This window comes from Leclercia sp. M50, from assembly GCF_037150775.1.
Classification (GTDB): domain Bacteria; phylum Pseudomonadota; class Gammaproteobacteria; order Enterobacterales; family Enterobacteriaceae; genus Enterobacter.
In genome coordinates, this window is the sequence record NZ_JBBCPK010000028.1 from 20,483 (window position 1) to 36,588 (window position 16,106).

Annotated in this window: 18 protein-coding genes; 13 read left to right on the forward strand and 5 right to left on the reverse strand. The window is 56.4% G+C overall.

Annotated features, from left to right (window positions below; genetic code table 11):
* Positions 1-5: 5 nt before the first annotated feature.
* The 5 genes from hypE to hypA are packed head-to-tail and all read right to left on the reverse strand — an operon-like array spanning position 6 to position 3,629.
* On the reverse strand, positions 6-1,016 hold the full coding sequence (gene hypE, locus WFM46_RS09115; RefSeq protein ID WP_336997469.1) for a hydrogenase expression/formation protein HypE: 1,011 nt from the start codon (positions 1,014-1,016) through the stop codon (positions 6-8).
* Positions 1,013-2,134: a hydrogenase formation protein HypD gene (gene hypD, locus WFM46_RS09120; RefSeq protein ID WP_103178592.1), complete on the reverse strand. Its 1,122-nt coding sequence runs from the start codon at positions 2,132-2,134 to the stop codon at positions 1,013-1,015. Before hypD ends, hypE begins: the two co-directional genes overlap by 4 nt.
* A complete protein-coding gene (locus tag WFM46_RS09125) occupies positions 2,134-2,412 on the reverse strand; it encodes a HypC/HybG/HupF family hydrogenase formation chaperone (protein ID WP_103178593.1) in 279 nt (92 codons plus the stop codon). The genes hypD and WFM46_RS09125 overlap by 1 nt, the downstream gene beginning before the upstream one ends.
* Positions 2,403-3,275, reverse strand: a complete 873-nt coding sequence (gene hypB, locus WFM46_RS09130) for a hydrogenase nickel incorporation protein HypB (protein ID WP_114315690.1) — start codon at positions 3,273-3,275, stop codon at positions 2,403-2,405. The genes WFM46_RS09125 and hypB overlap by 10 nt, the downstream gene beginning before the upstream one ends.
* A 3-nt stretch (positions 3,276-3,278) precedes the next feature.
* On the reverse strand, positions 3,279-3,629 hold the full coding sequence (hypA, locus tag WFM46_RS09135; RefSeq protein ID WP_336997470.1) for a hydrogenase maturation nickel metallochaperone HypA: 351 nt from the start codon (positions 3,627-3,629) through the stop codon (positions 3,279-3,281).
* Between the two features lie 233 nt (positions 3,630-3,862).
* Here hypA and WFM46_RS09140 point away from each other — a divergent pair, with 233 nt between their 5' ends.
* The 13 genes from WFM46_RS09140 (at position 3,863) to WFM46_RS09200 (ending at position 15,747) form a co-directional block, all read left to right on the forward strand.
* Positions 3,863-4,321, forward strand: a complete 459-nt coding sequence (locus tag WFM46_RS09140; protein WP_158251038.1) for a transcriptional regulator — start codon at positions 3,863-3,865, stop codon at positions 4,319-4,321.
* 77 nt (positions 4,322-4,398) lie between these two features.
* Positions 4,399-5,004: a 4Fe-4S dicluster domain-containing protein gene (locus WFM46_RS09145; protein WP_103178597.1), complete on the forward strand. Its 606-nt coding sequence runs from the start codon at positions 4,399-4,401 to the stop codon at positions 5,002-5,004.
* Positions 5,004-6,833 (forward strand): formate hydrogenlyase subunit 3, encoded by a 1,830-nt coding sequence (gene hycC / locus WFM46_RS09150; RefSeq protein WP_336997471.1) that lies wholly within the window; start codon positions 5,004-5,006, stop codon positions 6,831-6,833. The genes WFM46_RS09145 and hycC overlap by 1 nt, the downstream gene beginning before the upstream one ends.
* A 2-nt stretch (positions 6,834-6,835) precedes the next feature.
* Positions 6,836-7,759 carry a respiratory chain complex I subunit 1 family protein gene (locus WFM46_RS09155; protein ID WP_336997472.1) on the forward strand — a complete coding sequence of 308 codons (924 nt, stop codon included), beginning with the start codon at positions 6,836-6,838 and terminating at the stop codon, positions 7,757-7,759.
* Between the two features lie 15 nt (positions 7,760-7,774).
* A complete protein-coding gene (gene hycE, locus WFM46_RS09160; protein ID WP_336997473.1) occupies positions 7,775-9,484 on the forward strand; it encodes a formate hydrogenlyase subunit HycE in 1,710 nt (569 codons plus the stop codon).
* A gap of 9 nt (positions 9,485-9,493) precedes the next feature.
* Positions 9,494-10,039 (forward strand): formate hydrogenlyase complex iron-sulfur subunit, encoded by a 546-nt coding sequence (locus tag WFM46_RS09165; protein WP_103178601.1) that lies wholly within the window; start codon positions 9,494-9,496, stop codon positions 10,037-10,039.
* Entirely contained in the window at positions 10,036-10,800 is a 765-nt protein-coding gene (nuoB, locus tag WFM46_RS09170) for an NADH-quinone oxidoreductase subunit B family protein (RefSeq protein WP_103178602.1), read from the forward strand. The genes WFM46_RS09165 and nuoB overlap by 4 nt, the downstream gene beginning before the upstream one ends.
* Complete coding sequence (locus WFM46_RS09175; protein WP_180210774.1) at positions 10,800-11,210, forward strand: formate hydrogenlyase maturation protein HycH; 411 nt, start codon at positions 10,800-10,802, stop codon at positions 11,208-11,210. The genes nuoB and WFM46_RS09175 overlap by 1 nt, the downstream gene beginning before the upstream one ends.
* The gene (gene hycI, locus WFM46_RS09180; RefSeq protein ID WP_336997474.1) at positions 11,203-11,658 is read left to right on the forward strand and encodes a hydrogenase maturation peptidase HycI; all 456 of its coding nucleotides are present in this window, start codon (positions 11,203-11,205) and stop codon (positions 11,656-11,658) included. The genes WFM46_RS09175 and hycI overlap by 8 nt, the downstream gene beginning before the upstream one ends.
* A gap of 980 nt (positions 11,659-12,638) precedes the next feature.
* A complete protein-coding gene (locus tag WFM46_RS09185; protein ID WP_336997475.1) occupies positions 12,639-13,154 on the forward strand; it encodes a toll/interleukin-1 receptor domain-containing protein in 516 nt (171 codons plus the stop codon).
* Positions 13,155-13,188: 34 nt separating this feature from the next.
* The gene (locus WFM46_RS09190; RefSeq protein ID WP_336997476.1) at positions 13,189-13,578 is read left to right on the forward strand and encodes a TIR domain-containing protein; all 390 of its coding nucleotides are present in this window, start codon (positions 13,189-13,191) and stop codon (positions 13,576-13,578) included.
* The gene (locus tag WFM46_RS09195) at positions 13,578-14,567 is read left to right on the forward strand and encodes a caspase family protein (protein ID WP_336997477.1); all 990 of its coding nucleotides are present in this window, start codon (positions 13,578-13,580) and stop codon (positions 14,565-14,567) included. Before WFM46_RS09190 ends, WFM46_RS09195 begins: the two co-directional genes overlap by 1 nt.
* Before the next feature lie 7 nt (positions 14,568-14,574).
* A complete protein-coding gene (locus WFM46_RS09200; protein WP_336997478.1) occupies positions 14,575-15,747 on the forward strand; it encodes a S8 family peptidase in 1,173 nt (390 codons plus the stop codon).
* Positions 15,748-16,106: the final 359 nt, after the last annotated feature.

Sequence of the window (16,106 nt, forward strand, 5' to 3'; positions counted from 1 at the left end):
CCGGATCAGCAAATTCGCGGCAGTGGCTCGCTGTGGGGCAAATTCAGCGACCGTTTTACGCCGTATAGTCCGGTAAGTCGTACCCCTTTGTGCTCAACCACCTCACCAATAATAGCGGCGTTCACGCCCAAAGGATGCGCCCGCAGCCGGGCCAGCACCCGTTCGGCCGCCTGGCGTTCCACCACGATAACCAGCTTGCCTTCGTTGGCGAAGTTGAGCGGGTCAAGCCCCAGCAGTTCGCACGCGCCGCGCACGGCGGGTTTCACCGGCAGGCTGGCTTCTTCTATTTCAATCCCGCAGCCGCTGCTGGCGGCAAACTCATGGGCCACGGCGTTCACGCCGCCGCGGGTGGCGTCGCGCAGGGCTTTGATGCCGGGCTCGCCACGCAGGGCCTGGATCAGCGGCGTCAGTACCGCGCAGTTGCTCTGCAGATCGCCCTCCAGACCTAACCCTTCGCGCAGGTTAAGGATGGTGGCGCCGTGATCGCCGAGCGTGCCGCTCACCAGCAGCACATCCCCGGCCTCAATCTGGCGCATACCCCAGTTTACCCCCTCGGGCACCGAACCGATACCGGCGGTATTAATAAACACTTTATCTGCCGCGCCGCGCGGTACCACCTTGGTATCGCCGGTGACGATGGCAATGCCCGCCGCCGCCGCGGTGGCGGCCATGCTGGTGACGATGCGCTCAAGGGTCGCCATCTCCAGCCCCTCTTCGAGGATAAAGCCGCAGGAGAGCCAGCGCGGGATCGCTCCGCTCACGGCGACATCGTTGGCGGTGCCGCAGATGGCCAGCTTGCCGATATCGCCCCCGGGGAAGAAGAGCGGGTCAATCACGTAGCTGTCGGTGGAAAAGGCCAGCCGGTCGCCGTGGGCGGTCAGCTCGTGCAGCGGGATCCGGGCCTGGTCTTCCTGTTCGTCCAGCAGCGGGTTGGCGAAGGCGCGCATAAAAAGCTCGCCGATCAGCTGCTGCATCGCCTGTCCGCCGCTGCCGTGGGCGAGGGTTATCTGTTTCAACTTTCACACTCCTGAGAACGGTACTGATACCAGGCGCTGCACGCCCCTTCTGACGAGACCATCAGCGCGCCAAAGGCGCTTTGCGGCGTACATTTGCCGCCAAACAGCGGGCACTGCGCCGGTTTACAGCGCCCGGTGAGCACCTCGCCGCAGCGCGCCTCGGGATCGTCGCAAATCTGTTGCGCCCGGGGGCGAAAGTGACGCTCGGCGTCAAACTGACGATACGCTTCGGTGAGATGCACGCCGGAGTGCGAAATCACCCCCAGCCCGCGCCACTCGCTGTCGCCTTCAATGCCGAACACCTCGGCGATGGCCGCCTGGGCCACGGCGTTGCCCGCTTCCGGGACGATACGGCGATACTGATTTTCGACCTGGCTTATGCCGGCAATCTTCTGCTCCACCAGCATCAGCACCCCCTGCAGCAGATCCACCGGTTCAAAACCGGCCACAGCCAGCGGGCGCTGATGTTCGGCGGCGATAAAGTCGTAGGCATGGGTGCCAATCACCATGCTGACGTGCCCCGGCGCCAGGAAGGCGTCGATGCCATTTTCCGGCTGCGCCAGCAGGCTTTTCAGCACCGGGATCAGCGTGATGTGCTGGCAGAAAAAGAAGAAGTTCTGCACGTTAAGCGCTTTTGCCTGGCGCAGGGTCAGGGCGGTGGCGGGCATGGTGGTTTCAAACCCCAGCCCGAAGAAGACCACCTTGCGATCCGGGTTCTGCCGGGCCAGCTTCAGCGCGTCGGCGGGGGAGTAGATGATCCGCACATCCGCGCCGCGCATGCGGGCGTCGAGCAGCGAGCCGTTTTGCCCCGGCACCCGCATCGCATCGCCGAAGGTGCAGAAGATCACCTCCGGATGGCTGGCGATTTCGATGCAGGTATCGATCCGCCCCATCGGCAGGACGCAGACCGGACAGCCGGGGCCGTGAATAAACTCGATGTTGTCGGGCAGGAGCTGATCCAGCCCGAACTTAAAGATGGCGTGGGTGTGACCGCCGCACACCTCCATAATGCGCAGCGGACGGGCAGCGGTGTAGGCCAGCAGCCCGGCCCGGGCCTTCAGGGCCTCGATCAGCTGCATCACCTTTTGCGGGTCGCGGTATTCATCAACAAAGCGCATCAGCGGGGCTCCTCGCCAAACAGCAGCGGGCCAACGTCCGGCTCCACCTCAAACATGTTCTGCAGGGCGGCGAGGGTATCCAGCGCCTCCTCTTCGTTAATCACGCTCATGGCAAAGCCGACATGCACCAGCACCCACTGCCCGAGACGGCTCTGGCCCTTTTCGTCGCAATCGCCAACAAGGGTCAGATCCACATCGCGCAGTACGCCGCACACCTCCACGCTGGCCTGCATGCCGTCATGGATGGCGCTGATTTTTCCAGGAATGCCTATGCACATCGCTGCGCCTCCAGCCAGTCGAGCCAGGCGTCCATCCCGTCGCCGCGGGTGGCGGAGACCAGCAGAATCGCAATCTCCGGGTTCACTTCCCGGGCGGCGGCGAGGCATTTCTCCACGTCAAAATTGAGGTAGGGCAGCAGGTCGACCTTGTTCAGCAGCATCAGCGAGGCGGCGGCGAACATGTGCGGGTACTTCAGCGGCTTATCCTCGCCTTCGGTAACGGAGAGCACCGCCACCTTATGGCGCTCGCCAAGATCGAAGCTCGCCGGGCAGACCAGGTTGCCGACATTCTCAATAAACATAATGCCGCCATCCTCCAGCGGCAGGCGCGCCATCGCATCCGCGATCATCTGCGCGTCGAGATGGCAGCCCTTGCCGGTGTTGACCTGGATGGCGGGGGTGCCGGTGGCGCGGATCCGCTCGGCGTCGTTCACCGTCTGCTGATCGCCCTCGATCACCGCGCAGGGTACGCGCTGCTGCAAACGTTTTAAGGTCTCGGTCAGCAGGGTGGTTTTACCGGAGCCGGGGCTGGAGACCAGGTTCAGCGCCAGCTGGTTGCGGGCGCTGAATAGCGCGCGGTTGCGCCGGGCCAGGTCGTTGTTTTTGCCCAGCACGTCCATCTCGATCTCCACCATTTTGCGCTGGCTGAGGCCGGGCGCATGGGTGCCCGCCTCGCCGTGGCCGTAATCCAGCTGGCCCGCCAGGGGCTCTGTCGGGGTAAAAGCCTGAGCGTCCACGCGGGTGATGCGCAGCGCCGGACGGTGTGCCGGCGCAAAGGGGGCGCTGCGAAAAGCGGAGTGCGGGTTATGCTCATCGCCTTCAATATAGAGGTTGCCCTGATCGCAACCGCAGGTGGTACACATGGTTTACTCCTGTTCAATTTCCAGACGCGTGATATGCAGCCCGTCGTCGGCGACGATATTCAGGTTCGCCCCGCCGCACTGCGGGCAGCGTCGTACGCGGTGGGTCACCAGCTCGACGTAGGCTTTGCAATCCTGACACCAGCATTCCGCCTGCTGCTCGTCGAGATGCAGGGCGCAGCCTTCGGCGACCGTCTCGCGGCACACCAGCTCAAAGCAAAACTGCAGGGCGCTGCTCTCCACGCAGGAGAAGGCGCCGACGCGCAGCCAGACGCCCGTCACGCGTTTCGCCTGATGCTGGTGAGCCTGTTTTTCGATCAATTCCAGCGCCTGCTGGCAGAGGGTGATTTCGTGCATTGTGCTGTTCCCGGTAAAGTCTGGCCGGATTAAGCAATATTGATGCCATCTTTTAGCAGCAGGGTGGCGAGAGCGGACACGCTGCCCGGTCAAAGATGACGAAATGACATGTCATTTTGTGTGATCTTTTCGGCTTTAAAAACAATTTACCTTCAAATTCAAGAAATTAAAAAATGGCACGAAACGTGCTTAAGGGAGCGAACTCTTTACACATTACGCATCAGGTACGTCACATGACACTTTCCGAATTAAGTGAGAAGGCCACCATCATTGCCGGACAGCAGCGGGTGCTGCGATCCCACTGGAACCACTACGGCAATTCGTTGATTCAGGCCATCACCCTCTCTAAAGCCAGCCTGCACCTTACCGTGGGCTGCAACACCGACAGCGGGCTCGGCTTCTGGCTGTTCGACCACTTCCTTATCCGCGTCACGCCGGAGCAGGCGTTCAACGGCCATATCTTCAGTTACACCGTTGAAGAGCGCGATAACCCCGAAAGCGTGCTGATTGGCCACGCCCGTCTCGGGGACGATGGCATGCTGGATGGCGAGATCAACGTCGATCAGCGTGAGGCGGTGCTGAACCATTTCCTGAACAAAATCAGCGGGGTCTACGCCGCGATCTGGCAGGCAACGCAGCGCGGCGAATCCCTGACCCTCGCCGTCCTCGCGCAGCACCACGCTGCGGTCTGAGCCGGGTGTCGACAGGTGTCGAAAATGACACTTCCGCCCGTTTTTCGTCAAAAATGACTATCACCAGAGGAAACCAGGTGAATCGTTTTGTAATTGCTGATCCCTCGCTCTGTATCGGCTGCCACACCTGTGAGGCGGCCTGTTCAGAAAACCATCGCCAGCATGGCCTGCAAAGCCAGCCGCGGCTGAAAGTGATGCGTAACAGTAAAGACTCCGCGCCGCAGCTCTGTCATCACTGCGAAGACGCCCCCTGCGCCCAGGTCTGCCCGGTCAACGCCATTACCCGCGTTGACGGCGCTATCCAGCTCAATGAAAGCCTGTGCGTCAGCTGCAAGCTGTGCGGCATCGCCTGTCCGTTCGGCGCCATCGAGTTTGCCGGCAGCCGCCCGCTGGCGATCCCCGCCAACAGCAACACCAGCAAAGCGCCGATGGCGCCCCCGGCTCCGGCCCGCGTCAGCCCGTTCCTCGACTGGGTGCCGGGCGTGCGCGCCATCGCGGTGAAGTGCGACCTGTGCCACTTCGACCCGGACGGCCCGGCGTGCGTACGCACCTGTCCGACCAAATCCCTGCGTCTGGTGAATAACCAGGATATCGCCCGCGCCAGCAAGCGCAAACGCGAGCTCACTATCAATACGGATCTGGGCGATCTGTCGTTGTTCCAGTCGCAACAAGGAGAGCGCTGATGAATGCCTTTTCGTTAATTAACCAGGCGCTGGGCTGGTACCTCGTCAGCGCCGTGCTGGCGCTGGTGTTCAGCGCCAACCGCACGCTCAGCGGCGCCATCACCGGCTTTGGCGGGGCGATTGCCAGCGCCCTGGCGGTAACCGCGGGGGGAATTGCGCTGCTGGCCGCGCCGCACATCTCCCAGCCGGGGGAGATCGCCTGGCTTCACGTCAACATCCAGATGAGCGGCATCCGGGCGGTGTGGCTTATCGCCATCGGTCTGCCGGCGCTGCTCATCAGCCTCTTTACCGTCGCCTGGCATCGCCACCCGCAGGCTAAAAGCAACGGCCTGCTGACCAACCTGCTGATGGCCGCCGCCGTCGCCGCGATCATGGTCGATAACCTCGGCTGGCTGGTGGTGATGGCGGAGATCATGGCCCTGTGCGGCGCGTTTCTTACCGGCTGCGCTCAGTCCGGCAAGCTCTGGTTTGTGCTGGGGCGTCTGGGGACGCTGCTGCTGGCCTTCGCCTGCTGGCAGGCGTGGCGCTACTACGGCACCCTGGACTTTGCGGTGATGGGGGCGATGGCCTCTGACCAGGCGCCGGGAGCCAGCATCTGGCTGCCGGGTCTGGCGGGCTTTGGCCTGCTGGCGGGGGTGATCCCGCTGCACGGCTGGGCACCCCAGGCGCATGCAAACGCCAGCGCGCCTGCCGCGGCGCTCTTCTCCACGGTGGTGATGAAGGTGGGCCTCTACGGCATGCTGACCGTCGCGCTTTGCGGGGCGCTGCCGCCGCTGTGGCTCGGGGTGCTGCTGCTGGTGATGGGCATGATCACCGCCTTTGTCGGCGGACTCTATGCCCTGATGGAGCACAACATCCAGCGCCTGCTGGCGTACCACACCCTGGAGAACATCGGCATTATCCTGCTCGGCCTGGGGGCAGGGGTGAGCGGCATCGCGCTGCAAAGCCCGCTGCTGGTGGCGCTGGGCTTTACCGGCGGGCTCTATCACCTGGTGAACCACGGCCTGTTTAAAACCGCGCTCTTCCTCGGCGCGGGGGCGGTGTGGTATCGCACCGGCCATCGCGATATCGAGAAGCTGGGCGGCATCGGCAAAAAAATGCCGCTCATCTCCCTGGCCATGCTGGTGGGGCTGATGGCGATGGCGGCCCTGCCGCCGCTGAACGGGTTTGCCGGGGAGTGGGTGATCTACCAGTCCTTCTTTAACCTCGGCACCCACGATGCCTTTGTTGCCCGCCTGCTGGGGCCACTGCTGGCGACCGGCCTGGCGATCACCGGCGCGCTGGCGGTGATGTGTATGGCGAAAGTCTACGGCGTCACCTTCCTCGGCGCACCGCGTACCCCGGAGGCGGAAAACGCCTGCTGCGCCCCGTGGTTGATGACCGCCAGCACCGTGCTGGCGGCGCTCTGCTGCGTGGCGGGCGGCGTGGCCGCGCCGTGGCTTCTGCCGATGATCGGCCACCTGTTCCCGGTGAACGGCGGGGCGGTGAACACCGTCTCCCAGCCGATGATCACCCTCCTGCTGCTGGCGGGGCTGCTGCTGCCCTTTATCGTTCTGGTGCTCTTCAAAGGCAACCGCCTGGCGAACCGCGCCCGCGGCTTCGCCTGGGTGTGCGGCTACGACCACGAGCAGTCGATGGTCATCACCGCCCACGGCTTTGCCATGCCGGTTAAGGAGTCCTTCGCGCCGGTGCTGAAGCTGCGCAAATGGCTCAACCCGGTGCGCTTTATCCCCGGCTGGCAGTGCGACTGCACCGCCGTGTTGTTCCACCGTATCGCCCTGATTGAGCTGGCGGTGCTGGTGGTTGTCGTTATCTCCCGAGGAGCCTGAACATGACTTTGATCTACGCACTGATTCAGGCGCTGGTGCTCTTTGCCGCAGCGCCGCTGCTGGCGGGCATCACCCGCGTGGCCCGCGCCCACCTGCATACCCGTCGCGGGCCGGATATCTTCCAGGAGTACCGCGATCTCATCAAGCTGCTGGGCCGCCAGAGCGTGGCCCCGGCCGCCTCCGGCTGGGTCTTCCGCCTGATGCCGTTGGTGATGGTGGGGGTAATGTTCGCCATCGCCAGCGCGCTGCCGGTGATCACGCTCGCCTCGCCGCTGCCCGCGCTGGGGGATCTCATCACGCTGATCTACCTCTTCGCCACCGCGCGCTTCTTCTTCGCCATCGCCGGGCTCGATACCGGCAGCCCGTTCACCGGGATTGGTGCCAGCCGCGAAGCGATGCTCGGCGTGCTGGTGGAGCCGATCTTGCTGCTCGGCCTGTGGGTTGCCGCTCAGGTGGCAGGCACCACCCACATCAGCGCGGTAACCGCCACCATCTACCACTGGCCGGCGGCGCACACCGTGACGCTATTCCTTGCTCTGTGCGCCTGCGCCTTCGCCACCTTTATCGAGATGGGCAAGCTGCCGTTTGACCTTGCCGAAGCGGAGCAGGAGCTACAGGAAGGGCCATTGTCGGAGTACAGCGGCGCGGGCTTTGCCCTGCTCAAGTGGGGCATCAGCCTGAAACAGCTGGTGGTGTTGCAGATGTTCGTCGGGGTGTTTATCCCCTGGGGCCAGATGAGCCACTTCTCCGCAGGCGGCCTGGCGTTGGCCGTCGTCATCGCCGTGGTCAAGCTGGTCGTGGGCGTACTGGTGATCGCCCTGTTTGAGAACAGCATGGCGCGCCTGCGCTTTAACGCCACCTCACGGATTACCTGGACCGGTTTTGGTCTGGCATTTTTAGCTTTCGTCTCCTTGCTGGCGGCGTGACTGTAGAGAATACCCATGTCTGAAGAAAAAATTGGTCAACACTATCTCGCCGCACTGCACCAGGCCTTTCCTGGCGTGGTGCTGGATGAAGCCTGGCAGACTAAAGATCAAATCACCGTCACGGTGAAAATTAACTACCTGCCGGAAGTGGTCGAGTTCCTCTATTACAAACAGGGCGGCTGGCTGTCGGTGCTCTTTGGCAACGATGAACGCCAGCTCTGCGGCAGCTATGCCGTCTACTACGTGCTGTCGATGGAGCAGGGCACCCGCTGCTGGCTCACCGTGCGCGTGGAAGTGGATGCCGATAAGCCGGAGTTCCCCTCCGTCACCCCGCGCGTACCTGCCGCCGTCTGGGGCGAGCGCGAAGTGCGTGACATGTACGGCCTGATCCCGGTCGGGCTGCCGGACGAGCGCCGCCTGGTGCTGCCGGACGACTGGCCGGACGAACTCTATCCGCTGCGTAAAGACAGCATGGATTACCGCCAGCGTCCGGCCCCGACCACCGACAAAGAGACCTACGCGTTCATTAACGAGCTCGGCGACAAGAAAAATAACGTGGTGCCGATTGGCCCGCTGCACGCCACCTCCGACGAGCCGGGCCACTTCCGCCTGTTCGTTGACGGCGAGAACATCATCGACGCCGACTACCGCCTGTTCTACGTCCACCGCGGCATGGAGAAGCTGGCCGAAACGCGGATGGGCTACAACGAAGTGACCTTCCTGTCGGATCGCGTCTGCGGTATCTGCGGCTTTGCCCACAGCACCGCCTACACCACCTCGGTGGAGAACGCGATGGGGATTGTGGTGCCGGAACGCGCCCAGATGATCCGCGCCATTCTGCTGGAGGTGGAGCGTCTGCACTCGTACCTGCTCAACCTCGGCCTGGCCTGCCACTTCGTCGGTTTTGACTCCGGCTTTATGCAGTTCTTCCGCGTGCGCGAGACCTCCATGAAGATGGCGGAGATCCTCACCGGGGCGCGTAAAACCTACGGCCTGAACTTGATCGGCGGTATCCGCCGCGATCTGCTGAAAGAGGACATGATCGCCACCCGCCAGCTGGCCCAGCAGATGCGCCGTGAGGTGCAGGATCTGGTGGATATTCTGCTCAGCACGCCGAACATCGAACAGCGCACCGTGGGCATTGGCCGCCTCGACCCGCAGATCGCCCGCGACTTCAGCAACGTCGGCCCGATGGTGCGCGCCAGCGGCCACGCCCGCGACACCCGCGCCGATCACCCGTTTGTCGGTTACGGCCTGCTGCCGATGGAAGTGCACAGCGAGCAGGGCTGCGACGTCATCTCCCGCCTGAAGGTGCGCATTAACGAGGTCTTTACCGCCCTCAACATGATCGACTTCGGCCTGGATAACCTGCCGGGCGGCGCGCTGATGGTGGAGGGCTTCACCTACATCCCGAACCGCTTCGCGCTGGGCTTCAGCGAAGCGCCGCGTGGGGACGATATCCACTGGAGCATGACCGGCGACAACCAGAAGCTGTGGCGCTGGCGCTGCCGGGCGGCCACCTACGCCAACTGGCCGACCCTGCGCTACATGCTGCGCGGCAACACCGTCTCCGATGCACCGCTGATTATCGGCAGCCTCGATCCGTGCTACTCCTGCACCGACCGCATGACGGTGGTGGATGTGCGCAAGAAGAAGAGCAAGGTGGTGCCTTACAAAGAGCTGGAGCGCTACAGCATTGAGCGCAAAAATTCACCGCTGAAATAAGGACTTGCCATGTTTACCTTTATTAAAAAAGTGATCAAAACCGGCACGGTGACGGAGTCCTATCCCCTCCAGCCGATTGCGGTTGACAAAAATATGCGCGGCAAGCCGGAGCACGATCCTCAGCAGTGTATCGGCTGCGCGGCCTGCGTGAACGCCTGCCCGTCCAATGCCCTGACGGTGGAGACGGATCTGCAGTTCGGCCAGCTGGCCTGGCAGTTCAACCTGGGGCGCTGCATCTTCTGCGGCCGTTGCGAGGAGGTCTGCCCGACCACCGCCATTAAACTCTCCCAGGAGTATGAGCTGGCGGTGTGGAGCAAAGCGGATTTCCTGCAACAGTCGCGCTTTGACATCTGTCACTGCCGGGTTTGCAAGCGCCCCTATGCGGTACAGAAAGAGATTGATTACGCGATCGCCCTGCTGCGCCACAACGGCGACCAGCGCGCCGAATCGCATCGCGAGAGTTTTGAAACCTGCCCGGACTGCAAGCGCCTGCAGGGGCTGACCCCGGCGGACAAGATCCAGCTGACCCGGGAAATGGAGGAAGCGACACGATGAGCGAACTGTTAGGGCCACGTAACGAGCAGGGGATCCCGGTCCCGGTCACGGTGGACGAGTCCATCGCCAGCATGAAGGCCTCGCTGCTGAAAAAAATCAAACGCTCCGCCTACGTCTACCGCGTGGACTGCGGCGGCTGCAACGGCTGCGAGATTGAGATCTTCGCCACCCTGTCGCCCATTTTCGACACCGAGCGCTTCGGCATCAAGGTGGTGCCATCCCCGCGTCACGCCGACATTCTGCTGTTCACCGGGGCGGTGACCCGCGCCATGCGCTCCCCGGCGCTGCGGGCGTGGGAGTCAGCCCCCGATCCGAAGATCTGCATCTCCTACGGCGCCTGCGGCAACTCCGGCGGCATCTTCCACGACCTGTACTGCGTCTGGGGCGGCACCGACAAAATCGTGCCGGTGGATGTCTACATCCCCGGCTGCCCGCCGTCGCCTGCCGCCACGCTCTACGGTTTTGCCATGGCGCTGGGGCTGCTGGAGCAAAAAATCCATGCCCGCGAGCCGGGCAGTCAGGACAACCAGCCCGCCGAACTGCTGCACCCGGAGATGGTCCAGCCCCTGCGGGTGCGCATCGACCGCGCCGCCCGCCGCCTGGCGGGCTACCGCTATGGCCGCCAGATCGCCGACGACTTTATGCGTCATCTGATCGAGGGCGACGAGAGCGTGGCCCGCTGGCTGGCAAACGAGAACGATCCGCGCCTGAACGAGATCGTGGGTAACCTCCTTGAGGTGGTCGGGCAGGAGCGTGTGTGATGAGTGAGACGGTGGTATTCAGCCAGCTCAGCCGCAAGTTCATTGACCAGAATGACAACACGCCTGCTGATGCCCAGCAGGTGATCTACTACGGCCTGGCCATCGGCCATCATCTGGGGGTGATCGACTGCCTGGAGGCGGCGCTCACCTGCCCGTGGGAGGCCTATCTGGACTGGATCGCCACCCTGGAGGCGGGGAGCGAGGCGCGGCGCAAGATGGAGGGCGTGCCGCGCTACGGGGAGATCGTGATCGACAGTAACCATATTGTGATGCTGGCCAGCGCCTTTGACGCCGCGATAGCGCGCCAGACGGCGCAGCAGCAGGAGTGGAGCGAGGCACTGCTCGTGATGCTCCACGCCATTCACCAGGAGAACGCCATCTACCTGATGGTGAGGAGGCAACGTGACTGATGTATTACTCTGCGTCGGCAACAGCATGATGGGCGACGACGGCGCCGGTCCGCTGCTGGCCGAGATGTGCCGGGAAGCCCCGCGCGGCGACTGGGTGGTGTTTGATGGCGGCAGCGCCCCGGAGAACGACATCGTGGCGATCCGCGAGCTGCGCCCGGCGCGGCTGCTGATTGTCGATGCGACGGATATGGGGCTCAACCCCGGCGAGATCCGCCGCATCGACCCGAACGACATCGCCGAGATGTTTATGATGACCACCCACAATATGCCGCTCAACTACCTGGTGGATCAGCTGCGTGAAGATGTGGGAGAGGTGGTTTTCCTTGGCATCCAGCCGGATATTGTGGGGTTTTATTATCCGATGACGGAGAAGGTGAAGGCGGCGGTTGAGAGGGTTTATGAAAGTCTGGTGGACAGGGATGGGGTGCTGGGGTTTGGGGGGTTGTGAGAAAGCGCTCGCCGGTATGCGGGCGCTTTTTTGTTTTCGGGGGAGGTTGTTAGTTCAGGGATATGGTTTTTGTTAGGGGTGTTGTGTTGGCGGCGTTGTGCGAAGGGCTGACATTCCCTCCATTCAGGTCATATTTATCCTGTGCACTGTATACGATTCCGCCATTAATAGTCCTAATACTACGGCCACGTGCTGAGGTCAGAGAGAAATCGGCTTCTCGCCCAGGTCATGGCTCAGGTTAATGGTCAGGTCAGTGTGATCTGTGATTTTTTTTCCCTAAATCAGAAATCGTGATGTCTAATTTACCAGTATCTGCTCAATAGTGACATGAAGCGTTGTTTAGAATTCGGACTCAGCCCGTCCATATAAATACATGGAAGTTTTAGTAAAAAAGTATGGTTGATTACCTATTATGGAGACTTATGGAGACAATTATGCCCCTAACGTTGAGCGGTTATGACAGATAGTATCTTTTTTAATCTTTTCTGTGACGCGTAGATTAATTCTCTATCACTCTGCTTTTCCTTTTCTGATAATTCTGAAAAGGATTTAGACATCTGATCACGCCATCTATCTACAAATTCGCGAGGTATGGTAAGCGAGCCATCATCGTTTTCAATACATCTATCATGAAGGTAGCTTTGCCATCTAGACCATCTTTCATGTTCTATCGCAGCGAGCTCTTCCAAGATATCGTAAGACAAGTTACTAGAGTCATTATTCATGTTAACCCCACAAGACAATTTTTCATTAAAACATTAGAATGCAAACTAATACATTTGAAATTATTATAACTGAAACTATCAATACGCCATAAAATGTTAATTTCATTATAGCACTTAATGATTTTGTGTAATGAATGTTAATTTATTGATTTTATTGCTTTTAATTAAATAAACTTAAATGCCTTATATTGCAAACAAGATTATTCTCATGTTATAATTTCCCAAAATGTATTATGTAGCCTAAATGGAGTTGATATGTCTGTTTTTATCAGTTATAGACGCAACGACTTTAATATAGCATTAAGTATTCATTTGCGTTTAAAAGCCGCAGGAATTGATACCTATGTTGATCTTTTAGATTCGGAATCACAATCTACTGATGATATCACTTCAGTAATAACTAAAAATATATCATCCTCAACGCATTTGATTGCAGTATTGTCTTCACAAACAGCACTTTCCTGGTGGGTTCCATTTGAAATTGGCGAAGCTACTATTCTTGGTCGACGAATAGCATCTTACAATACTGGCGTTAGCAATCCTCCTGAATATCTTTCGAAATGGCCGCAAATGAATTCAATGTCTCATATAGATTATTTTATTAATGAATACAATATTGATCGAAGAAATTCTCTATTAGAGTCCTCGACCGTCAGTAGAGAGTCTCGTTCCACCACTGATACGTTTAGTAAATCATTCTCAGTAATTCAGGCGAATGCTGATAGATTCCATACGTCGTTAAAAAATAAACTCTCACGCAATTTTCAATAGACATCCTCTCCTCATACAGTACGGAAAATTAAAAATGTCAAAAAAACGTGTTTTTATCAGTTTTGATTACGATCATGATTCGTCCTTAAAAATGCTGTTAGTTGGCCAATCAAAGAATGAAGATAGCCCTTTTGAACTTGCTGATTGGTCAATCAAAGAACATATCGATGATAACTGGAAAGCTAAAGCTCGCTCGAGAATCAAAGCGGTTGATGCTGTCTGTGTAATCTGTGGTGAGTATACTGCCAGTGCTACAGGCGTTAGCGCTGAGTTAAAAATTGCGAAGGAAGAGAATATTCCATATTTTCTTCTGTCTGGTTACTCAGATAAACAATGTCAAAAACCAACCGCAGCCTCGCTTAATGATAAGCTATACAAGTGGACATGGAGTAATCTCAAACTGTTGATTAATGGTAACAGATAATGAGAAAAGCTTTAATAATAGGAATTGATGATTATCCAACGCAACCACTAAAAGGCTGCGTAAACGACGCCGTTGAGTTGGCGACTTTATTCGAAAGTCATGGAAATGGAGATCCCAACTTTGATGTAAAACGACTCACAAGTGACTCATTTGAGATCACCGCAGAGATGCTTCAAGAAAACATAACAGAATTGTTTACTAATGATGCTGATATTGTAGTGCTCTACTTTGCAGGCCATGGATATATTGACCCGGCAACAAATTCTGGATTTATTCTTAGCGTAGACGCTAGGAAAGGCTCATGGGGTATGTCGTTGCAGGATATTCTCGGAATAGCCAATAAAGCGCATCCTAGAATAAAATCAACGGTTATCATTTTGGATTGCTGTCATTCAGGATCTTTTGGTGAAATAAGTGCCGTTGGCAATGACCTGGTTTCTGTCATCGGAACTGGGGTAACTATATTAACCGCATCTCATAGGAATGGCCAAGCGGCTGAAGGAAACGGTCATGGGATATTTACTGACATCCTGCTAGATGGCCTTAAAGGTGGATGTGCCGACATTAGGGGCAACATCACGCCAGCGGCGTTATATTCACATGTTGACCAAACGTTAGGCCCCTGGGAGCAGAGACCAATATACAAAGCTAATGTACAGAATTTTATAGCGCTAAGGCAGGTCGAGCCCAAAGTCTCACCGTCAGTATTACGAAACTTACCTAAGTATTTCCCAGACCCTTCATCAGTTTTCCCTCTAGATCCTTCTTATGAGCCTGACAGAAATACAGTACCAGAAGAAATCCGTCATGTTCATGTTAACGAATCTAATGTCGCCATTTTCAGAGAACTACAGCAATGTAATAGACATGGCCTAGTAATACCTGTGGATGCAGAACATATGTTCTATGCAGCAATAGAGTCCAAGGGCTGTAAACTTACTGCTCTTGGAGCTCACTACAGAAATCTAGCAGAGAAAAGAAGGATTTAATTTAACTATGAATAAATATTTTATTTTAAAGAAGAAGCATTCGCTTACAACTAATATATTGAATAGAAGTTTATCTCCTACTAATCATCTTTTAAATGATGTTTCTTTTTCAACAGAAACTCTCAATGAAAAAGATATAAGTGACATCATAAAAGATCCTGATGTTGAGATGATCGCACCTGAAATGCCGGTTTCACTGATTAGACCCTTTTCCAGCGATAATATTGCATCTGAGCTTGGTTCAAACTGGGGACTTGACGCAATTCGAGTTACAAACAGCCAATATACGGGAAAAGGTGTTAAAGTTGCCGTTTTAGATACAGGCATTGAAGTATCACACTCTGCTTTCCGTGGTGTTTCTATTAACGAGATGGATTTTACATCTGAAGGAAACGGAGATCTTAACGGGCATGGTACTCACTGTGCAGGAACTATATTTGGTCGTGATGTAGATGGTGTCCGAATAGGTATTGCCACTGATATTGAACACGCTTTTATTGCTAAAGTACTTGATAAAAATGGTGGAGGTTCATCTGATTCTCTCTTTAAAGCTATTTTATGGGCTTTAGAAGTAAGAGCTGATATTATTTCTATGTCATTAGGTTTTGATTTTCCTGGCATGGTTAAAAATAAGGTCGATAATGGCTGGCCCGTTGAACTAGCAACCTCTACAGCATTAGAGTCGTATCGTTCTAACTTAAGAATGTTTGATTCTCTAATTAAACTATCTCAGTCTCATGCTGGGTTTGGTTATCATCCTCTTTTTATCGCAGCAAGTGGGAATGAAAGTAGAAGAGATGAAGACATTAAGTTCAAAATATCGACATCATTGCCTGCCTGTGCAGAGGGCGTTATATCCGTTTCCGCTGCCAGTAAATGTAAAAATGATCTTTTTGATATTGCTAGTTTTTCTAATGTTAATGTTTCCTTGGCTGCTCCGGGCGTTAACATATTATCTGCCTGGCCGGGTAACACCCTTAAGGCACTCGATGGAACTAGTATGGCTTGCCCTCATGTTGCTGGCGTAGCAGCTTTATGGTGGGAAGAGCGAAGACAACAAAGGGTTAACCCAACTGCAAAAAATGTCACAGGTCAGCTATATTCAACTGCACGTAGAAATTTCGTAAGTAATGTTAATACCGAATATGATTATGGCCAAGGGCTAGTCACAGCTCCATGATGTCATGCATATAGTGATAAAAAGCTGTAAGCATCGTTTTTTATCACTTCATTATGCTCTGCTTTGTGATCAAATACACTCTAGAGTTTTTTTACATTGCAACCTTGTCATTCTTGCGTTTCTTCTATTTATTGAAATGCACATTTGAGAAATTAAAGTTCTCTGCATTACACCATACCAAAATCAATCGATAATTTTTTCACAGAGCATGTCGATTCATTAGGTCGCAGTAGTGAGACTTTAGCACGAGCATGTCTATGCTGTCAGAGGTGACATATTAAGTTAACTACTACGATATCTTGTGAAAGCTAAGATGATATTTCTGGAGAAAAGAATAGCTGAAACATCCGCTTCGTGCC

Bases quoted from the DNA above. Each gene is read 5' to 3' on its own strand.
- hypD (WP_103178592.1), bottom strand. From the start codon at position 2,134: ATGCGCTTTGTTGATGAATACCGCGACCCGCAAAAGGTGATGCAGCTG.
- WFM46_RS09125 (WP_103178593.1), bottom strand. From the start codon at position 2,412: ATGTGCATAGGCATTCCTGGAAAAATCAGCGCCATCCATGACGGCATG.
- hypB (WP_114315690.1), bottom strand. From the start codon at position 3,275: ATGTGTACCACCTGCGGTTGCGATCAGGGCAACCTCTATATTGAAGGC.
- hypA (WP_336997470.1), bottom strand. From the start codon at position 3,629: ATGCACGAAATCACCCTCTGCCAGCAGGCGCTGGAATTGATCGAAAAA.
- WFM46_RS09140 (WP_158251038.1), top strand. From the start codon at position 3,863: ATGACACTTTCCGAATTAAGTGAGAAGGCCACCATCATTGCCGGACAG.
- hycC (WP_336997471.1), top strand. From the start codon at position 5,004: ATGAATGCCTTTTCGTTAATTAACCAGGCGCTGGGCTGGTACCTCGTC.
- WFM46_RS09155 (WP_336997472.1), top strand. From the start codon at position 6,836: ATGACTTTGATCTACGCACTGATTCAGGCGCTGGTGCTCTTTGCCGCA.
- hycE (WP_336997473.1), top strand. From the start codon at position 7,775: ATGTCTGAAGAAAAAATTGGTCAACACTATCTCGCCGCACTGCACCAG.
- WFM46_RS09165 (WP_103178601.1), top strand. From the start codon at position 9,494: ATGTTTACCTTTATTAAAAAAGTGATCAAAACCGGCACGGTGACGGAG.
- nuoB (WP_103178602.1), top strand. From the start codon at position 10,036: ATGAGCGAACTGTTAGGGCCACGTAACGAGCAGGGGATCCCGGTCCCG.
- WFM46_RS09175 (WP_180210774.1), top strand. From the start codon at position 10,800: ATGAGTGAGACGGTGGTATTCAGCCAGCTCAGCCGCAAGTTCATTGAC.
- WFM46_RS09185 (WP_336997475.1), top strand. From the start codon at position 12,639: ATGTCTGTTTTTATCAGTTATAGACGCAACGACTTTAATATAGCATTA.
- WFM46_RS09190 (WP_336997476.1), top strand. From the start codon at position 13,189: ATGTCAAAAAAACGTGTTTTTATCAGTTTTGATTACGATCATGATTCG.
- WFM46_RS09195 (WP_336997477.1), top strand. From the start codon at position 13,578: ATGAGAAAAGCTTTAATAATAGGAATTGATGATTATCCAACGCAACCA.
- WFM46_RS09200 (WP_336997478.1), top strand. From the start codon at position 14,575: ATGAATAAATATTTTATTTTAAAGAAGAAGCATTCGCTTACAACTAAT.